Here is a 19177-nt window from a genome sequence, read left to right as displayed (position 1 = left end):
ATTGAGCTACTTATGTTTAAAAGGATTTTGTTGTTCGCTGGTCTTTTGTTTTTTTATTTTCTTGCGTCTGTTCTGATTCATGAAGCTGGCCATGCTTTTTCGGGAGTAGTTTTCGGGCTTGGAACACCAATTATCAATATCTGGCCCGGTATTGAACTGTTCCCGAGTATTGGCGCAACCGTTTCAACTACAGCCTGGCCTGGGAGTTCGGTTGCTTATGTCAGCTTTATTCCAGAAACACCTAGGTTTGTAATTGAATTTCCTGAGTCCGTCCAATCATTAAAACTCAAGCCTGAGCTTAAAGTAGTTACAAAGAAAACCTCCCAAGACGGTGACTTGCTGCCAATTGTCGGTCTCATGGGAAGTGGTACCACTTATCTAGTTTCTCTTTTTTGTACACTGTACCTCTACTTCATAAAGCCAAAGGGCGTTTATAGAGTACTTGCAGCGTGTGGCACATTTTTGTTCTACGACATACTTTGCTATACAGTGTTTCCTGTCTTTTTCGGAATGCCGCATCTCATTTTTATAGGCGGGATGCACCCTGAGCCAATAATTTGCCTTGTTGGCATCGGATATTCTTATGAAATCGCGATCGCATTGGTTTTATGTATCTGTGCCGCTCAGACTTTGGCACTTTGTTATTTATCGAGAAAAGAAGGGCTTTTTAAACTAAAACGCACCTAACAAATACTACAGGCGTTTGGGGCGTTTATTGCCGGTCGCCCTTATCGGTGTTTTGGTCTTTGCGCTAATCTCTTTAGGCAATCTGCAATTCACTTCACGTCAAAAATGGACCTTACTATTGTTTCAAATATTTACGATGGTTAGCTATTTAGTGTATTTTTATTTGGTACTTCAGTACGGTGGGCCTCATTGATGCAACTGGCAACTAACAAACAAATATAGCCGCTCACTACGTTCGCTGGGATGCATACACGCGGGACGGCTTCGCCATTATGCCCCACATGTCTCATCCCGTTATTGGAAAGTTAGGCATACGGAATATGAATCGAGTTAAATCTTACATTATTGCAACCCTTCTTCTTTCAACCATTGGGTGTAAATCAACTCTAGCAAAAGAAGATGAAGGTCTTGCTCTACGAAAATCAACGCCAATCCAGTTGTTCATGGGAACGTGTGTAGTCGGTCGTCAAAGCCCTGCGGCTTTAGAGCAATCAGCCAAAAGAAAAGGATTCGTAATTGCACCTGAGCAAATTTCTCAAAATTACCTAAAAGGTAACGCAGGCAAAGCTTGGTACTTGAAGAATGATGAGGGTAATTTCGGACTTGCATTACTAGAAAATGGACTTTGTTCTGTATACATACACCAAGGTGAGCCAAATACAATTCAAGCAAGTTTGGAAGCTTGGTTACCTCGCAAAGGCAGCGGGTTTACTTATAAAAAAGAGTTGGTTTCGCAATCTGGTAGTCTAACTACAACTTCATATACATTGTATCAAGGTAGTAGTTTTCTAGAACAATGGGTAATAACAGTAAATAGTGCCAAACCTAGTAACTTAGTTGCGGTGATGTCATACCAAGGCGCCTAGTACGCCTAATAAGTTCATCAAGAAAGGACGCAAATGAATGTTGCAGTTAAAAAGGATATTTTTGTTTATCCCTCTATCAATCCTTTTCCCTGTTGTAGGCGTTGCATTATTGGTTTTAGTATTTGAAATGTTTAAAGTACCTGTGCCAGATGTTATGTTTATTACAACATCGTACCTTGTGAGTAGTATTTTAACTTTTGTAGTTTTTTGGTGGTTTGCTAGCGGATTAAATTCAAAACCATACCAGCACGCCATTATCCTTCTTATTTGCAGTTGTTTAATCTCGACTGTTTTATCTACACTCGTTATGGGCGAACTATATCTTTCAACCACATTCGCTTTTGATACATTTATTTCGTGTGTGGTTGTATTCGTAGCAACAAAAGTAGGATTCAAAAACAAGGAGATATTAAAGAATGTCTCCTAACAAACAACCGTAGCCGTTCGCTGGCACTTGCTGGGACGCTAACACATGGGCTGCATTGCATTATATTCCATACGTTTGAGCCTCTTAAGCGGAATTTATATGAACAGGAATGTTTAGTGATAGAAGTTCTTTTTTCTTTAGTGATAATGATTGTTGAAGTTGCTATAGCTGTCTGCACATTTATTATTGAACTAGTCTCGGGTGCTTTTGTAGCAGTAGGCTCCACTATTGGCGTATTCGATTTTTTTCTACTTGTTTTTGTTCTACTAGCAGAGCTAATTGTATGGTTATTGCTATGGTTCAAGCAGCTTTTACTCTCTGCAATCAAGCTAGAGAGGCCAGCAGTAGTACCAAGACCTGTGTTTTGGCGACCTAAAGCAAAACCTAAAAACAAAGAGAATTAAAATTCGCGGTTGTTTTAAGTGGTTCGTATAACAAAAAAATTAAGTCGCCTGCTAGCGCGGGCTAATACGCATACATGTGAACTGCTTCGTATTACTGCCCACGCGTCTGCGTCCCTTATTTAAAAGTTAGCTACTAGGGCTATATGAGAAGTCTTCAATTACTTAGCTTATTATTTTTATTAGTATCGGTCTGTTTATCGTATTTGATATTAATTCCAATAGAACCTGACTCAAGTGGGGCATCTGCGGGGGCTGCTGGCCTTTTATTAATGTTTACAGTGCTTCCACTATTTTGTTGCTCTGCTTTGGGCTCTATCACTTCGACAATTGCGCTATTAAGCCCTAGAATACGAAAGATTTTTAACTTTACAGGTGTGTTTTGGCTCTTGATTTGGTTTCTCAATGCCATTTTATCTCTAGGCTATATCGCGTTTGGCCTACATGTGTCATATATTAATATTTTTAACTAAGGCAACTAAAACTAAAGGCACTCGCGCTGCTCGCTAGGACGCTATATTCCTGTAATAGCGAAGTCTATTGCATCTATCAGCAGTTCTCTGGATTGCGCCAATGTACCAACGCGATCATTGAGCACGTCTTCGGGTATGGAACTTAGTTGTTGGGCTAAAAATAAGTATGTTGCGCCTTCGAATTCTATCGAAGGAGTCAATTTTTTCATGTAAAGACTGTTTCTAGTATTGCTATTTGTTAACGGTACAACCAGTCTTGTTGCCAACTGATCAATTACAGAGTTTTGAACATCAACAAGAAAAGGGTAAGCTTTATTCGTTTTCTTACTTGGGTTTCTGTAAACATCAAACTGCGCCATTAGAAGTTCCGGTACTCATCACCTATACAACCGTTCTCAGCAACAAATTCATTGTATGCAGCAATGGCAGCTTTGTTTTCTTTTTTCCACTTCTCTGCTTCAACATTTTTTAGCTTGTCTTTAAGTGCTTGCTCTAAGGTTGCAGACAGGTTAACTTTTAAATCTCGAGCTTTTTGCAGTAAATCGCTGTTCAAGCTTAAATTTGTCGCTTTCTTTGGGGCATGGATGTCATATAAATCTTGCATTTTTATTGCTCCAACTAATATCACCACCAAGTATACGCATGCGAATGCGCATTGCAAAGCATGGGTTGAATACATAAAACGCATTAAATCGCTCGCAATCTCGCTGTTACGCATACACGTGGGCTGCTTCGCATTTTTGCCCACGTATCAGCGTCCCTTATTTAAAAGTTATGTACACAGGGAAGAACTATAAATGCCAAAGAAATTATTATTACTCTTACTCATTTTAGTTGGAGTATTTATTTATTCTAAAAACAATCAAAACGTGGAAGTAATTCCACAACCTACTGTATCTAATCAAGAAAGTGTGATTCAAGCAGATCGTTTTTCATTTCGTTGCGATGGTAGGCAACACTGCAGCCAAATGACGTCGTATGAGGAAGCAAAATTTTTCTTAGAAAACTGCCCAAATACTAAAATGGATGGAGACAATGACGGGATACCATGCGAAAGGCAGTTTCAGTAAAGTACATAACAACTTAATCAGCACACTCACCTCGTTCGCAGTACTGCTCAATCTAGGAAGATAACAATGATAAAAACAACCACTCTGCGCTCTATCTCTGTTTGCATTGTCCTAATTGCGGGCTTCGCGATGGCCAGTGATATAAATACACTAGAAGGTGTATGGAAACACGCTAGCAAACCGGCCTATATTGAATTCAATTTAGATTCGGGTATCGCTAGTGTTAAAGAGCACCTGACACACAAAGAAAAAACTGGCTTAACAGTCATCAAAAACATTGTTAAATCGCAATCATCAAATGCTAAGTGGTTTGGAGACATGTTCGATGGTTACAAAGACCAATACGTACCCGTAACTATCATATTAAGTGACCGAACTGTTTCAATTTTCGACTCAGACAACAATGAAGTCCTCACCCTTCTTAAAGAATAGCGTCGCACATAATAAGGAATACAATGAAATATCTCACTTTATTAGTAATTTTTTAGTTTTAATTGGCTACTAAACAATACCCAGAGTCGAGAACGGTATCGTAAATGAAGACCAAAAATTAAGGAAAATTCAGTGAAAACGGCACTTTCAATTTTAATGTTTTACTTTGTATCTATGACTGCCCTATCAGCAGAACCGCTTGACGAGTCGAAGCTAAGGGAGTTAACGAAGCAATTTATAGAAGCAAAAAACCTACGCCAGCAACCTAATTCGGATGAAAAGGACGTTGATTACTTTTTGTCATTCCTTGCAGATGACTTCAAGGATGAGCACGTAAAATTTAATGTGACTGTTACGAGTAAAGACGAGTTGCGTTCTGCAATGATCGCAAAGCTAGAAGACAAAATATATTTTAGCAACTTAAACATTTTAGACATTATGGTAGGTCGCAATGTTACGTTTGTTAAGTTTAAAGAGCATGCCAAAGGGCATCCCAGCCATATGAATAAACCTATTGAATACACTGCGATTAACATTATGTCGCTGGAATTCAACGAACATGGAAAAATTAAGCACATAAGACGACACCATGGCCTGTAAATAGTGTTAGCTTCGTACCTAATTTACAGTGCTCTATTCAAATTACTGCCACGTTCAATGAATCAGTCAGTCGAGCCAAGGAATTATTAGTGTTGAACAAACAATTGATTATAGCGATCTTCACGTTATCACTGTCACATGTTGCGCAGGCCAATATTGACCAAGAAGACATTAAAAAAGAAGTACTGGATTCTTTTAAGAGCCTTGTAGAGGCTTCAAAAAAGCTAGATGCTAACGCGTATTTTGAACATTTTGATTCCGATAAATTTGTGGGTTTAAACAGTGACGGTACAAACTGGAACGATCTAAATGAACTTACTCCAGTTGTAGATGCAGGGTTTAACTCGATACAGAAAGTTACATCGCTTGAGTTCCCCAATGTGAAGATTTCAGTTATTGATGACAAGACTGTCATTTTGGTAAATGAGTTTACGCAAACTGTTTTACTCAAAAATGACACAACGCACACTGTCTCAGGCGGTGGAACACAAGTATGGTCTAAACACAGCGGCCAGTGGAAATTAGTGAGTGTGTCAGCTAGCATAAAACCTTTAAAAAGGTGATGACGGAAACTAAAACGAATACCTATATTAATTGTGCTAGCATGGCGTAGGCTTAGTGTAATGTAATATAAAAAGTGGACATTTAAAGGACTAAATATGCATCAGATTTTTGAAAACAGGGAAAAGATTGCCAAACTATTATTCGGTTTATGCTTAGTTGTTTGGGTTGTTACTTGGCTTTACTCAATAGCATTTGAAGAATGGGGGCTGATCGCAGGTTTTTTTAAAGGTTTGGTTTATGGTGGAATCTTGGCCATCATTCCGTTTATTGTTGCTTGCTATGATGGCGTTCAATCAAAATTCAAGTCGCCCTCCCTTGTTAATCTACTTTTCATCTCCGGAATATGGATTATTGCAGTGGGGCTTCTGTATTGGGCATAGTAATTCACAAACAGGTCAACTCACTTGATTATTCATACCGTACACTTTGGGTGGCTTCGCTACTGTAGCTAAGTAGTATTTGCTCAATCACGAAACAGATGCACTATGGACGCTTTGAACTACTTACAGAAAATGATTGGTTTGGCATCTGAAGGAGAGCTTCAGGGTATATGGTTTTGGGCGTCATTATACATGCTTGTGGTTTGTTCGTTCTCCACCTACTTTCAAATTAGAACGCGGTTTTGGGCTTCAACTCAGGGGAAATTACACAAGCTTGGCATTGAAACTTTCGGAAATACAAACGAACTATCCGAACAACAGTATCAGGGCAAAGCGCTTTATTCGTATACTGTTGACGGAAAAAACTATCAGGGAAAGCGCATTTCGCCTTGGGTGATTGTGACTAATTACAATGCAAGAGCGCTACTTGCAAAACAAACATCAGGCGTTCACGTAACCTCTCAAAACGAAGTAACTGTTTTCTACAACCCCAAAAAGCCAGAAAAAAGCTTTTTACTTAAAGCCAACAAGCTTGGCATAGTAGTGACATTCGTTACGGCAATAGCGCCCTTGTTAAGCTACCTAGCCCGATTTCATACTTAACGTGAATAAAACGCTTTGCCATTATATCCCAAACACCTATGCCCTATCGTACTATAAGGAAGCCCCATGCGTCGTTTTTTTGCACTTGTACTGTCAGGTCTTTTATCGCATTCGGTATTAGCTGAAGCAATAAATGAACACAAAAACATCGAACGAGCAGTTCTCGATTACATCGAGTCGCAACATCAATCGAAACCCGAATTAATGGAAAGAGGGCTAGACAAAAAATTAGCAAAGCGAACATATTGGGAATCTAAAGAGGGATCAGAATACATTATGGAAACTGACTTCGACACCATGGTTTGGGTGGCCGAGAACTACAACAAAGAAGGTGATAAATTTCCTTCTTCTCCGATGGTTGACATAAAGATTTTAGATATCGATAACCGAGTTGCATCTGTGAAGCTAACTGTTGATGAGTGGATTGACTACATGCATTTATACAAGAACGAAAATGATGACTGGAAAATCATCAATGTTCTGTGGCAATACCACGATGCCACTAGGCATTCGAGTAAGCAGTAAATAAATGATATTAAGCAATCATTAAATAATTACGCGCAGCCTAATTATTGGGATACAAAAACAGTTACAGTTTTTTGTTTCATTCTGCGCGACTTCGTTGCTATTTTGGCATAGTGCAATTAAAGCTGTCGATCATGGAGAGATCATGAAAAATGTTTACTTGTTCATTCTTGTATTGCTGTTATCCAGCTGCTCAAGCATTCCAATATCAACAATGATAAAGTTTCGCAGCTTTAACGAGCAAAGTTTCGTCGCGTTGAATGGCTCTGAAATACGCTCGAAAATAATCGTGTCACAACCCTTCACTCTTGGTTTAGAAAAAATCAAACTGAGTCTAACGTTAGACAATGACAAAGGTGTGAGGAATTTCACCTACCCTCTTGATCTTGACATGCAAAAGACTATTGCCGCACAAGATGGCTTTTTCACGTCAACACCAGCGAGAACAGAATACACTTTCAAACTTTCCGAACTTGCAGTTAAGAATTTTAAAGAGACACAGAATCTAATTTCAGACCAGTTCAAGGGGGAAACGTCTTTTTCAATTGCAGCAGGCTTCAATGAAGAGCCTACCGAAGGCCAGTTAGTAACGCTCTCAATTTTGCTGCAACTTGATGAGGAAGATGGTTACTTTACACTTATCGACAACGCCGACATCGACGTAGGCAATGAAGATTAACAGGAAACGGAAATAAATATGAAGCACAAACTGAATGCAGATGATGATGTTTGGGTTCATAGTTAAACTGCTCAGCATAGAGTTCAACACGAACACCGTTAGTTAATTTCCGGTACAAGGAGGTTTTATGAAGTTTCTCGCCACAATTCTTTTAGCTATATACCCATTAAGTCTTATTGCCAGTGTACCAAATGACAGACATATCGTTGTTGAAGGTCAGTCAAAAATTACCGCTGCTCCTGATATGGTCATTGTCACGTTTGAAACAGAATCGCAAAATGTCACTAGCCTGCATGCAAAGCAAGTTGTCGATAAAAGGATTAATAACCTTTTAGCAGGACTAGAGAGATTTAGTGTCGACGACAAGAATGTTACTGCGTCCAGCATAACTACATACGCAAATTACATTTACACCGACGATGATAAAAAAGTGCTAGACGGTTATATTGCGAGTCGCACTGTAAAAGTAACACTCAAAGAAATTAGTATGCTGAACGACCTTATGAATTTTGCACTTGAAATAGGCGTCAGTGAAATAAAAAATATTGAATTCCAATCCTCTCGACAAGAAGCGCTCAGGCAAGAGGCGGTTGCTAATGCTGTAAAGGATGCCAAGCATCAGGGCCGTACAATGGCTAGTGCGTTTGGCGCAAAATTAGGTAATGTTTATAGCATCAACTCAGCGACACAAAACCATTATGATAGATATGGTTTTAATGATGCCATTGAGACAATACAAGTTACAGGTTCAAGAATTGAAGCCGAAGAATTCGAGCCAGGTCGCTATTTACAAGAAAACATTGTGTTTAGCGCCACTGTACATGTGGTATTCGATTTAGAGGTCGATTAATTCGAGCAAAATCATGGCAGCATTGCTGTCTAAGCACCAACGGAAGCACATAAATTAGCTAAAAGGATTTTTATGACATTTATACCCTTTTCAACTGTCAAGACACAGAATCTGACTTTACTTCTAGTTACCGCAAGGGCAATTGCTTACCTTGCAGCCGTGTTGTTTGGGCTTGGCTGTCTTCTTATTCTGGTGAATTTGATTATAAGTGTTATGCCTCCCGCTGAAGTTGAAGTAGCGGGTACTAAAACCTTAATGCAAAGTAACGGCTTTGGTATGGCGTTGGGCGGGGCTGTCATAGTTGCAGCATCGCTTGTTACCTTTGCAATATCAGGTGCATGTGCTGCGCTCGTGAGTTGGGAATACAATAGAGCTAAATAAGGAAGAACAATATGAAACTTTTACCCTATGTCGTTGCTGTACCATTATTGATGTTTTCTTTTACCTGTAATGCGGTAAGCGATAAAGAGCAGCTTGAGCAACAAGTAAATGAATATAAAAAGCTCGGTTTGCTTGCGAATAAGTGTAGTGAATCGGGCAAAACATCATCAACGGCGTGCCGAACGTTTATAGGTATGTTCAATGAGGGCGAAATTGCTGAAGTGTTAGACTCATTTAGCAAAAATTTGGGTACGCACATTTCAATAGACCAAGATTTAGCTTTCGAAGGGCTTGATGCAATTACCGACATAATAGATACCCTCAACTTTTTGTTTGACGAAAAGTTGAAGAGCACAACTCGACTGTAAGCTAATAGATTATTTAGCTTTTTTTCGAAGTGAATATCCATTTTTTGCCACAAAGTTAGTTGAAATACAGTGTAAAATCGTTGATTATGCATCTATCGACTACTAAAAATTAGAAATGGAATTCAGCAAAAAGGTCTCACAATGAAAACAGGTAAGTGGTACGCCCTATTCGGGCTTTTTACATTATTGTTTTTAGCTGCATGTGATAAAAAACAAGATGACGGCCTTGGTCGATATGGAATGTTGGACGAGAGTACGCCGGAATACACAACTGTAACGTTTCTAAGAAGTGTATATGAAGACGATAACCTCGACCGTGCTATCGCGCTGTCGAGTGAAAAAATGTCTCGTATTCTCACTCGCTACCACTCAAATAGAAACGTACAGCGCCACCTACTTAACTTGCGCTACGACACCGTAATTATTACCCCTCAAAATTCAGGTGGCGTTGGCCGCTCTGAGTTCTCAGAAACATCTACTATCACCGTATTCTTAAGTGGAATGTATGGTGATGACAAGATTGAAGACCTACGCAGCATCGATCTGGTGAAAGAAGATGGTGAGTGGAAGGTTAACAAAATTCACCCCGATACTTATCTGTAAAAGAAACACGTTTTCTATGCAATGGCTCTGAACTTAGGAAGTTGAGAGCCATTTCATGTTCTTAAAAAAACACACTTAGCAACAACAATAAAAAAATGGAGTTATGATGGAATCAAGACTAATCAAGCTTGGATTATTTGGTGCACTACTACATTGTGGGGCTGCGTTTGCTGATGATGACGCAACACTGCTCAAGTCGTTTCACGACTATGGCATTACCAAATGCGATAGCTTTATTCTTGAGAATAGTCGATTGCAGGGCAACTGGAACTATTACATTAATAAACACGCTAATGGCATGGACGGTATAGCTACTGAAGTTACCATTACGCGGATCTGGGGAACAAAAGGCGACACGGTTAAGACTGAAGATACCTATATTCAAACAGCTAAAAACTGTTATCTACGTAATACTTGGACAGTAACTTATCCTGGTACATGTAGTGAAAATGTTGATGGGAATTTTTGGTACGTTTCTACAGAAATGCCAAATAAAGACTACACCACATACAAAAATGCGGGCGGTATAGAGTTACATGCAAAAGAAATCGCAATGGGTAACTTTAAAGCGTGTGTGCAAGAAGGATCTAAGCGTTCTTCACAGCCTCATGGCTAAGTAATCTAAGATTAAACTGCTATTGCACAGGTTTATGTAAGTAGGCCTGTGCGAAAACTTTCGCTTCCCTGCTTTTCAGCATTCCTATTTGATTTTCTTGCTTACCGTTTCTTGGTAGCGTTTATTACTTTTTTAGCAACAAATGACAACTGCTTAGCCAAGACATGATCAGGCAAATTATTCACTATTTCTAAGAACTTCGCATATAATCGGGGCATTATGGAAGCAAACCGATTGCTATAGGTAATCACCCTAGAGATTATGTGGAAACACGAATGAAGCTAGCAATAAAAGTTATAGATGCATTTACAGATAAGCAATTCAGAGGAAACTCCGCCGCTGTTATCGTACTTGATAGATGGTTGCCAGATGCGCTCATGCAGTCTATTGCAATTGAAAACAATTTGTCAGAAACCGCATTCTTACTAAAGGAAGAAAACGTAACTGAAGACACCTTGGTTTATCATATTCGCTGGTTTTCGCCAGTAACAGAAATAGACTTTTGCGGTCATGCTACATTGGCCTCAGCACATGTTGTTTTTGGTCTTTTTCCCGATAGTCACGAGATAGAATTTGTTGCCGATGCAGTTGGCGTAATGCGAGTGGAAAAGAAAGCCGACGGTTTTATACAAATGAATTTCCCCTCGCGTGCTCCTCAAAAACCTGATTATATCCCCTCAGCATTACTTGACGGCTTATCTATCGCCCCTAGTGCAATATTGCAAAACGATCAGGCATATTTTGCGATTTATGATAACGAAGATGATGTAATGCTAGTTGAACAAGATACTTCACAGATCAAAAAGCTTGCCCCTTACGATGTGGTAGTTACCGCGCCGAGTAAGCATTTTGACTTTGTTTCGCGTTATTTTTGGCCTGCCAATGGTGGTGACGAAGACCCCGTAACGGGCTCTATTCATACAGGACTAGCCCCCTACTGGTCTCAACAACTTGGCAAAAAAGAACTGGACGCCTACCAAGCATCTAAACGCGGAGGTGTACTAAAGTGCGTGATAGCGGGTGATAGAATTTTAGTTTCGGGGCAGACCGTACAATACTTATCAGGTGAAATTATTATTAGGTAAAAACGGGAAGTCTTTTTAAAAGCAACTTCCCATTCCTTACAGTCTAATGGCACCGCTTTAGAGCTACTTACCTACAGCAATACCTTCTCTGCGCGGGTCAGCACCACCAATTAGCTTACCCGATTTGAACTGTATTCCGTGCAGACCGCTGTTTAAATCTACCACCTTCACGTTGTGGCCAAGTTCCGTCAACACGCCTTCTAAGTTGGCGATAGGTGTCCCCTTTTCAAGTGCAGTATAATCGTTGCGGTTTGTAATTTTGGGCATATTAATCGCTTGCTGTATATCAAGGTCAAAATCGATAACCCCGATAAGCGTTTGCGCCACATAGCTTACGATTCGAGAGCCGCCAGGCGACCCTACTACCACTTCTAAGTTGCCTTCTTTATCGAACACCATAGTGGGACTCATGGCACTTCTTGGACGCTTTCCTGGCTCAACACGGTTGGGCACTGGGAATCTATCTTTTGTTGGTGAAAATGAGAAGTCGGTTAGTTGATTGTTCAACAGAAAGCCTTCAACCATTATGCCTGAGCCAAACATAAACTCGATGCTAGTGGTCATCGATACCGCATTGCCTTCTTTATCAACAATAGACACATGTGATGTATTAGGCAGCTCCATTGACGTACCTAATGCAACGTTTGCCTCTGCATACGGGTTGCCTGCACGAGCTCGACGCCACTTTTTGTCTACATCGATATTCTGTGCACGGCGTTCTAGGTAAGCTGTGTTGATCATGGCTGCAAACGGCAAATTGGTGAAATCGCTGTCTGCTATGAATTTTTCTCGATCAGCGTAAGACATAGCGCTCGCCTGAGTATACAAATTCGCAAACTCGACCGAGTCAGGTGAGTATTTACTTAAATCAAACCCTTCTAGCATTTTAAGAATTTGATAAACATTAACACCGCCAGAGCTTGGTGGGGCCATGCCGCAAATACGCTTCTCGTGGTATAAACCACAAACAGGCTCGCGTTTTACTGGTTCATAACTCGCTAAATCTTCAAGTGTCATTTGCCCTGGATTAATTTCAGCGCTATTCACGGCATCAACAATTTTCTGCGCAACTTCTCCTTTTAAAAGGTAATCACTGCCTTTGTCTGCAATGCCCCTTAATGTTTTGGCAAGCTTTCGGTTTTTCTTGATCACGCCTTCTTGCAAAGGATTACCAGCAGGGAAAAAATACACTGAACTAGCAGGGAACGTTTTCAGTCCCGGGTGGTAATCTAGTGCAACTAATTTTGCTAAGCGTGGGGATACCTTGAACCCCTCTTCGGCTGTGGTTATTGTGTCGTCAAACAGGGTATTCCAAGGCAACTTACCAAACTCGCTTTGAGCCATTTCAAGCGCTTTAACTGCCCCTGGTACGCCAACTGATTTGCCGCCCACAACCGCATCAATCCATCGCATAGGGCTATTGCCTTTCATGAACCAATGAGAATTCACTGAGGTAGGTGCTGTCTCGCGACCGTCAAATGTGTGTAGTACCTTATTCTTGTTATCCCAATAAAGAATAAACGCGCCGCCACCAATGCCTGAAGACTGAGGCTCAACAAGCGACAGCATAGCCTGTACAGCAACCGCGGCATCTATCGCGCTCCCGCCCTTTTCAAGAATGTTTTTTCCCGCCCAAGACGCATAAGGATTAGCTGCAACAACCATGTACTCTTGTGCTTCAAAGGCCTTTTTCTCAATATAACCTGTTGCGGCTTCTGGCTCCCCTACTTCGCGAGTTTGTTTAGCATCAACACCAAAAACAAAACTGGTAAATAACGCCAGGGTAATAACGGAGGCTTTTAGAAAAACATTGCGTCTCAAAATACGGATTCCTCTTATCTGAATTTTTCAGGGTTTATGGGGCGTTTTTTCAAAAAGGCATCAAAGGCTTCTTGTGCAGCTGTCGTACCTAGTGCTTCGAGAAATATATCAAACTCTTCGTTCATATGAAGCGTAATGCGCTCACCATCACCTTTTAACAGCGATTTAGTTTGCATAAGAGAGAACATTGGCTTTTCAACGAGCTTTTGGGCGGTATCATTAACAACCTGCGAAATCGAATTTGCCTCTACAATTTTAGTGAGTAATCCAAATTGATAGGCCTCTTCGGCACTAAACGGTTCACCCAACATCAACCATTCTGCAGCTTTTATATGCCCTGCTACTTTGGGTAGAAGATAACTTGATGCATATTCGGGAACAAGCCCTAAATTGATGAATGGTAGAACAAATCGGCTATCTGGTGTGGCATAAACAAAATCGCAGTGAAGAAGTAACGTGGTACCAATGCCTACCGCAACACCATGTACTTGGGCAATTACTGGCACTTTACATTCAGCGAGCGCCCGCATAAACGATGCCGTTTCGGGTACATGAGCATTGTCTTGTTGCTCTGCAAAATCGCTAATATCATTGCCAGCGGTAAAACAATCACCAGCACCTTTAATAATAATTGCTTTAATGGTTTTATCTTCTTTTATGTCGAATATTGCATCAGCCATGACTTGATACATTTCTCGAGTAAGCGCGTTTTTCTTTTCAACTCTATTAATGACAATAGATAAACAATGATTATTCACTTCAGTAATAATATGAGACATAAGCGTTCCTTTACTCTTGAATTTTCGAACAATTAACGAGGTTCGGTTTTAACCTCTCGGGCAACTTCTGTATCATAGCCAGCAATTTCTATTATAAAAAATAACTAACACTAATGATGTCACTGCCGTTTTCCTTTAAGTATAGTGCTGGCCCCCTATTTGTCGCAGTTTGTGCCACAATTGCATTTTTCTTTGAGCCTACATCAGGTAATTATTTAGCCTATGACCGTTATGCTATTCAAGGCCTTGAAACGTGGAGACTAGTAACCGGCAACCTTGTGCATACGAACGGTTTTCATTTATTACTGAATTTGGCAGGACTCGCATTGTTATGGGCGCTTCACAAAGAGCACTATCGCATTGGCTTATTTTTAAAGGTGTTTGTTTGGTGTTGTATTGGAACAAGCGCCGGTCTTTACTTCTATTCGCCTGATCTTATCTGGTATGCCGGGCTTTCTGGGGCACTTCACGGACTATTTGCATGGGGAGCATGCATGGATATTAAAGAGAAAGTGCGTTCTGGTTGGTTACTATTGTTAGGGCTTGCCATCAAGGTGGGTTATGAACAATTTGATGGCAGTAGCGCACAAGTTGCTGCGCTTATCGACGCCAAAGTTGCTGTTGATGCTCACTTATTTGGGGCATGTGGAGGTCTTATCATCTTCGCGCTCATGCTTTTGACCGCAAGAAGACGCTAGCCATTTCTTTTATCTTAATTTAGAGAATCCCATAAAAAAAAAGTGCGGTACGCTTTAGAAGCCTACCGCACAACACTTAGCCTTATTAATTGCTAATTCAAGGAACTATAAGTTCTCTTCAAACAACTTATAAATACGGCGGTATTCATCTAACCACGAGCTGGGTTGCACAAACCCGTGAGGCTCCACCGGATAAATTGCAGTTTCAAAGTTTTCTTTTTCAAGCTCAATCAAACGCTGAACTAATCGAACTGTGTCATGGAAAAACACATTATCATCAACCATAGGCGCATTGATTAACAGAGGCTTCTGTAAACCTTCGGCGAAATAGATTGGTGAACTGCGCTCATATGCGATTGGATCGATATCAGGGGTATTTAAAATATTCGCAGTATATGGCGTATTATAGTGCGCCCAATCAGTAACAGGTCTAAGCGCCGCGCCAGCAGCAAACAAATCTGGTGCTGTAAACATCGACATAAATGTTAAGAAGCCACCATACGAACCACCGTAGGTACCAATGCGCGCACGATCCACATTCGCATTGTCCACCAGCCAATTCACACCATCGCGTAAATCTTGTACTTCAGGCGTTCCCATTTGACGGTAAATGGCGGTACGCCAATCTCTACCGTAACCAGCACTTGCGCGGTAATCCATATCAAGTACAACGTAACCTTGTTGAACAAGCATGCTGTGGAACATGTACTCTCTAAAATAACCCGACCAACCAAGGTGTGCGTTCTGAAGGTAACCCGCACCGTGATTAAACACTACCGCTTTGTTGGACGTTTTACTGTCGTAATTTTCAGGCAAGTAAACACGCGCATAAATGGGTGCATCAGTGTGCGACGATGGAATTGCTACTACTTTAGGCACAGCCCAAGGTAATGCATTAAAGGTGTCGCTGGTACTTTGTGTAATCTGCGCAGCAGCAACAGCTTCCTGCGCTGGTTTAACGTACAATTCGGCAGGTTTATTCACTTTACTGTGGCTCAACACCAACTGCGAACCATCGGGACTCAGCACATAATCCGTCATACCGTTTAAGTCGGTCATCGTCTCTATGCTTTTGTCAGACAAGTCCGCGCGGTAGATTTCGTAAAGCCCTGGATGTTCAATATTAGCCTTGAAATACAGATAGTTATCATCCGGCGACAACGTAATGTCATCAACGATATACTGACCGCTGGTCAATGCTACAGGCTTTTCGCCGGGCGTTTGTAGGTACAAATGTGCATAACCACTATGTTCTGACTGGAAGTAAAGTGTTTCACTATTGTTTAACCAATCAAATGCATTGAATCGATAATTTACCCATGCGTCATCATGCAGGCGATGTTGGTTTTCTAGCGACTTATTCTCTAAGTTTACCGTGGCTATCCAACGGTCTTTGTTATCCCACGCTTCAAGCATCACAGCAACGGCTTCACCATTTTTGTGCCAACGTATAGAGGGCTTAGTCCAATACCAGCTTTGTAACAGTGTAATGGGGCGCGGCAAGCGATTCACTTCATAGCTTTCGCCATTTGCTTTTGCATTTTCCGTTTTTACGCTGGCAAGTACGTCATCGTTATAGCCCGGCAGACTAAAGTAATTTAGCGCACTCTTTTCACCAGTTTTTAAGTTCAGCAGCCATAATTCGTGGTTTACTGGCTCTGCATCCGCCACACGTTGCCTCACTGATTTAGCTGCAATACGGCTATCTTCTTGTATGTAGTGCGGCATTATATCGCTATCGTCGCGGTTCGGTTTGCTTTCCGTTGTCGCCACAACTGCGTAGTTCCCAGCAGGCGATACACTAATACCAGCTAGTCTATGAGACTTATCGAAATAGAACGGTGCAGGTGCTACGCTAACGTTACTTTGCGCCAACACTTGCTCGGCGTCTTCTTTCTCTAGTCGGTTCTTACGCTGAAGAGCGATATACTGAATGAGTGTATGTTGCTCTTGTGCAATATAATCCTCTGCTGGCTCAACGGCCTTGGGTTCATCAGCGAATTCCCAGCTTAATAGCTCTTCTCGTGTACCCGTTTCTAAGTTAATAGCAACAAAACGATTACCGCTTAGTGCCATCAAACGCCCATCAGTCATAAATGAAAGATTGGATAGCGAGTTGCCACCGCGTGTTAGCTGTACCGTTTTACCATTAGTAAACTGAATAAACACGCTATCTTCAAAAGCAAAAGCGATGACACCGTCGTTTCGCACCACGCGCTCGTCAAAGCGGTATTTGTGCAAGTCAGATAATGGCGCCTTTACAGCCTCGTTGGGCGTGTTGATATCGGCGATATAAACGTCCGACAATGCACTGTCTTGTTTTTCTCTTTCAAAAACAATTTTACTACCATCAACTGACCAGCCCATATCTGTTGGTAGTGCACCAATCCACTGAGGATCTGCCATTACTTGTTTAAGCGTGATTTTGCCATTTTGCACTGCCATCGGCATTTCAACCTCAGGTGTAACGGCTTGTTGGACCGAAGGCACAGGAGACGCTGTCGCCGTAGTGGAGGTATTGCCCGTTGTACTAGCACAACCAGCCAACGCGAAAGTAACGCTGGCAGCGAGAAATAAAGTAGAATATTTTTTCATTATTTTAAGTCGTTATAGGTGAAACTCGACAATATTATACGCAGAGCCAACCTTATATAGTCAACGTTCATCGTTATGGTTTGTGAACCAAACGTATTCATATTCCGTTTTGCTATTAGATTTACGTCATTATTTATTCAATGAAGATAATAGAGAAACAACGATCAGAGGGTGTAATAGATGAAAGTAACAAAAGTGGTTGCAACATTAGCAGCAGTACTAGCGATGTCGAGTGTCCCCGCTGCCGCTAGTGAGTGCCCTAGTGTGTTGAAATTTATGAAACGTAAACTTAACTCACAGGAAACCGTGAATTTATGTGATGAGTATGGCGGTAAAACACTGTTGGTTGTTAACACTGCTAGTTATTGCGGATATACGCCACAGTTTGAAGGCCTTGAAACCCTTTACAGTGATTATAAAGACAAGGACTTTGTGGTACTGGGCTTTCCCTCGCACGATTTTAATCAAGAGGATAATGATGAAGGTAAAACGGCTGAGCTTTGTGAGCTAACCTACGGCGTTAAATTTCCGATGTTTGAGCCAACCTCTGTTACAGGTGAAGACGCCGACCCAATGTATCGCATGCTTAAAGCCGCAACAGGTAAAGCGCCATCGTGGAATTTCAACAAGTATCTTATCGATGCCTCTGGCAAAAAAATTACTCACTACCCTAGCTCAACAAAACCTACTGACGCGTCTTTTATCGCCGATGTTGAAGCATTGCTAAACGAATAGACCTTTTCTTCAGGCAAAAAAAGCCCCGCGACATTCGCGGGGCAACAAGCACACTCAACTTGGAACACACTATTAGCTCAAACAACTTCCAACGTTTTTGCTAACTGCATATAGTTAGTCTGCGAGTTATTCAGATAGTTCAATAATTTTTTCACTGGCTGCTGAAAATGCATTTTTCGCTTGCTCCTCGCCCATTGCAAGCCCTTCTGCATAAACAAAGTTTACATTGCTAATACCCACAAAACCCAAGAAGTGTTGAAGATATGGAGTTTGTGTATCAAAGTCAGTACCTGCATAAATACCACCGCGCGCAGCAAATACAGTTGCACTCTTGTTCTCTAGCAATCCTACTGGGCCATTCTCAGTGTATTTAAAGGTAATTCCAGCACGCGCAACACGATCAAAGTACGCCTTTAGACTTGATGGAATGCCAAAGTTGTACATTGGTACCGCCAATACAATTTCATCGGCTTGCTTTACAGATTCCACGATTGAGTCTGAACGATTTGCTAGTACATGTTGCGCTTCGCTTCGTTCTGCAGGTGCAGTCATCCACGCCTGCATTTCCTCGCTAGATAGATGAGGAAGCTCCATAGTCGATAAATCAACGCGCTTAATAGACACGTCACCTTTGGCTTCTAGCTTTGCTAAATACTCATTTGCAAGCTTTGATGAATTACCTTGTTCGCCGTTTAGACTTGAATAAATTGCTAATACTGTTTTCATGACTGATCTCCTGTAGTGAGTACGTTTACTTTAGTGCAGACTTGCAAACAGTAAAATTAGTATAAATGAACCAACTCATTCTATTTTTTAGAACAGTAATGTCGCAGGTTACCCACGTTTATTCCTTTTTAACAATAATGACCTTTCGGTTTTAGTTCACTTATTAAACAAGCTTAATGTTAGTTATTTGCTTAAACTTTTGGCTAATTGGCG

The 19177-nt window shown here is 41.1% G+C and carries 27 protein-coding genes; 20 read left to right on the top strand and 7 right to left on the bottom strand.

The window, feature by feature from the left end; all coding sequences use genetic code 11:
• The first annotated feature begins 12 nt into the window (after nt 1-12).
• From OZ660_RS09110 to OZ660_RS09095, 4 genes are all read left to right on the top strand, one after another.
• Nucleotides 13-687 (top strand): hypothetical protein, encoded by a 675-nt coding sequence (locus OZ660_RS09110; protein WP_274743283.1) that lies wholly within the window; start codon nt 13-15, stop codon nt 685-687.
• A gap of 320 nt (nt 688-1007) precedes the next feature.
• Entirely contained in the window at nt 1008-1553 is a 546-nt protein-coding gene (locus OZ660_RS09105) for an NMCC_0638 family (lipo)protein (protein ID WP_274743282.1), read from the top strand.
• Between the two features lie 37 nt (nt 1554-1590).
• Nucleotides 1591-1980 (top strand): hypothetical protein, encoded by a 390-nt coding sequence (locus OZ660_RS09100; RefSeq protein WP_274743281.1) that lies wholly within the window; start codon nt 1591-1593, stop codon nt 1978-1980.
• A gap of 116 nt (nt 1981-2096) precedes the next feature.
• A complete protein-coding gene (locus OZ660_RS09095) occupies nt 2097-2384 on the top strand; it encodes a hypothetical protein (protein WP_274743280.1) in 288 nt (95 codons plus the stop codon).
• A 154-nt stretch (nt 2385-2538) separates the two neighbouring features.
• On the opposite strand, the gene OZ660_RS09090 is transcribed toward OZ660_RS09095, so the two are convergent.
• The 3 genes from OZ660_RS09090 to OZ660_RS09080 all read right to left on the bottom strand — a co-directional run bounded on the left by OZ660_RS09090 (nt 2539) and on the right by OZ660_RS09080 (nt 3458).
• On the bottom strand, nt 2539-2793 hold the full coding sequence (locus OZ660_RS09090; protein WP_202265495.1) for a hypothetical protein: 255 nt from the start codon (nt 2791-2793) through the stop codon (nt 2539-2541).
• 102 nt (nt 2794-2895) lie between these two features.
• Nucleotides 2896-3213, bottom strand: coding sequence for a CcdB family protein (locus OZ660_RS09085; protein ID WP_274743279.1), 318 nt, complete (start codon nt 3211-3213; stop codon nt 2896-2898).
• Nucleotides 3213-3458 carry a type II toxin-antitoxin system CcdA family antitoxin gene (locus OZ660_RS09080; RefSeq protein WP_202265493.1) on the bottom strand — a complete coding sequence of 82 codons (246 nt, stop codon included), beginning with the start codon at nt 3456-3458 and terminating at the stop codon, nt 3213-3215. The genes OZ660_RS09085 and OZ660_RS09080 overlap by 1 nt, the downstream gene beginning before the upstream one ends.
• A gap of 193 nt (nt 3459-3651) precedes the next feature.
• Between OZ660_RS09080 and OZ660_RS19880 the strand changes: the two genes are divergently transcribed.
• From OZ660_RS19880 to OZ660_RS09010, 14 genes are all read left to right on the top strand, one after another.
• Nucleotides 3652-3924, top strand: a complete 273-nt coding sequence (locus OZ660_RS19880) for an excalibur calcium-binding domain-containing protein (RefSeq protein WP_274743278.1) — start codon at nt 3652-3654, stop codon at nt 3922-3924.
• 66 nt (nt 3925-3990) lie between these two features.
• Nucleotides 3991-4356, top strand: coding sequence for a hypothetical protein (locus OZ660_RS09070; protein WP_274743277.1), 366 nt, complete (start codon nt 3991-3993; stop codon nt 4354-4356).
• Nucleotides 4357-4488: 132 nt separating this feature from the next.
• Nucleotides 4489-4956, top strand: a complete 468-nt coding sequence (locus tag OZ660_RS09065; RefSeq protein WP_274743276.1) for a nuclear transport factor 2 family protein — start codon at nt 4489-4491, stop codon at nt 4954-4956.
• Between the two features lie 89 nt (nt 4957-5045).
• Nucleotides 5046-5519 (top strand): nuclear transport factor 2 family protein, encoded by a 474-nt coding sequence (locus tag OZ660_RS09060; RefSeq protein WP_274743275.1) that lies wholly within the window; start codon nt 5046-5048, stop codon nt 5517-5519.
• Nucleotides 5520-5615: 96 nt separating this feature from the next.
• On the top strand, nt 5616-5900 hold the full coding sequence (locus tag OZ660_RS09055) for a hypothetical protein (protein WP_274743274.1): 285 nt from the start codon (nt 5616-5618) through the stop codon (nt 5898-5900).
• 105 nt (nt 5901-6005) lie between these two features.
• Complete coding sequence (locus tag OZ660_RS09050; protein WP_274743273.1) at nt 6006-6503, top strand: DUF3592 domain-containing protein; 498 nt, start codon at nt 6006-6008, stop codon at nt 6501-6503.
• A gap of 66 nt (nt 6504-6569) precedes the next feature.
• Complete coding sequence (locus OZ660_RS09045) at nt 6570-7028, top strand: nuclear transport factor 2 family protein (RefSeq protein WP_274743272.1); 459 nt, start codon at nt 6570-6572, stop codon at nt 7026-7028.
• A 145-nt stretch (nt 7029-7173) separates the two neighbouring features.
• Entirely contained in the window at nt 7174-7707 is a 534-nt protein-coding gene (locus OZ660_RS09040; protein ID WP_274743271.1) for a hypothetical protein, read from the top strand.
• A gap of 127 nt (nt 7708-7834) precedes the next feature.
• The gene (locus OZ660_RS09035) at nt 7835-8557 is read left to right on the top strand and encodes an SIMPL domain-containing protein (RefSeq protein WP_274743270.1); all 723 of its coding nucleotides are present in this window, start codon (nt 7835-7837) and stop codon (nt 8555-8557) included.
• Nucleotides 8558-8629: 72 nt separating this feature from the next.
• Entirely contained in the window at nt 8630-8938 is a 309-nt protein-coding gene (locus OZ660_RS09030) for a hypothetical protein (protein ID WP_274743269.1), read from the top strand.
• A gap of 11 nt (nt 8939-8949) precedes the next feature.
• Nucleotides 8950-9306, top strand: a complete 357-nt coding sequence (locus OZ660_RS09025) for a hypothetical protein (RefSeq protein ID WP_274743268.1) — start codon at nt 8950-8952, stop codon at nt 9304-9306.
• Nucleotides 9307-9447: 141 nt separating this feature from the next.
• Nucleotides 9448-9909, top strand: coding sequence for a hypothetical protein (locus OZ660_RS09020; protein ID WP_159624813.1), 462 nt, complete (start codon nt 9448-9450; stop codon nt 9907-9909).
• A gap of 106 nt (nt 9910-10015) precedes the next feature.
• Complete coding sequence (locus OZ660_RS09015) at nt 10016-10525, top strand: hypothetical protein (protein ID WP_202265477.1); 510 nt, start codon at nt 10016-10018, stop codon at nt 10523-10525.
• Between the two features lie 275 nt (nt 10526-10800).
• Complete coding sequence (locus OZ660_RS09010) at nt 10801-11610, top strand: PhzF family phenazine biosynthesis protein (protein ID WP_274743267.1); 810 nt, start codon at nt 10801-10803, stop codon at nt 11608-11610.
• A 63-nt stretch (nt 11611-11673) separates the two neighbouring features.
• Here OZ660_RS09010 and ggt read toward each other — a convergent pair whose 3' ends face one another.
• Both ggt and OZ660_RS09000 read right to left on the bottom strand, forming a co-directional pair.
• Nucleotides 11674-13431 (bottom strand): gamma-glutamyltransferase, encoded by a 1758-nt coding sequence (gene ggt / locus OZ660_RS09005; RefSeq protein WP_274743266.1) that lies wholly within the window; start codon nt 13429-13431, stop codon nt 11674-11676.
• Nucleotides 13432-13445: 14 nt separating this feature from the next.
• Nucleotides 13446-14210, bottom strand: a complete 765-nt coding sequence (locus OZ660_RS09000; protein WP_274743265.1) for an enoyl-CoA hydratase — start codon at nt 14208-14210, stop codon at nt 13446-13448.
• A gap of 113 nt (nt 14211-14323) precedes the next feature.
• Here OZ660_RS09000 and rrtA point away from each other — a divergent pair, with 113 nt between their 5' ends.
• Nucleotides 14324-14908: a rhombosortase gene (gene rrtA / locus OZ660_RS08995; protein WP_274743264.1), complete on the top strand. Its 585-nt coding sequence runs from the start codon at nt 14324-14326 to the stop codon at nt 14906-14908.
• A gap of 105 nt (nt 14909-15013) precedes the next feature.
• Here the strand turns inward: rrtA and OZ660_RS08990 are convergent, their stop codons facing one another.
• Nucleotides 15014-17503, bottom strand: coding sequence for a S9 family peptidase (locus tag OZ660_RS08990; protein ID WP_274743263.1), 2490 nt, complete (start codon nt 17501-17503; stop codon nt 15014-15016).
• 225 nt (nt 17504-17728) lie between these two features.
• Between OZ660_RS08990 and OZ660_RS08985 the strand changes: the two genes are divergently transcribed.
• The gene (locus tag OZ660_RS08985) at nt 17729-18238 is read left to right on the top strand and encodes a glutathione peroxidase (protein WP_274743447.1); all 510 of its coding nucleotides are present in this window, start codon (nt 17729-17731) and stop codon (nt 18236-18238) included.
• 126 nt (nt 18239-18364) lie between these two features.
• Here the strand turns inward: OZ660_RS08985 and OZ660_RS08980 are convergent, their stop codons facing one another.
• A complete protein-coding gene (locus tag OZ660_RS08980) occupies nt 18365-18964 on the bottom strand; it encodes an FMN-dependent NADH-azoreductase (protein ID WP_159624829.1) in 600 nt (199 codons plus the stop codon).
• Nucleotides 18965-19177 lie beyond the last annotated feature (213 nt).

Source organism: Alteromonas sp. 009811495 (assembly GCF_028865455.1).
GTDB lineage: Bacteria > Pseudomonadota > Gammaproteobacteria > Enterobacterales > Alteromonadaceae > Alteromonas.
The sequence above is the reverse complement of the archived record's forward strand: the minus strand, read 5'-3'. Positions and strand labels throughout refer to the sequence as shown.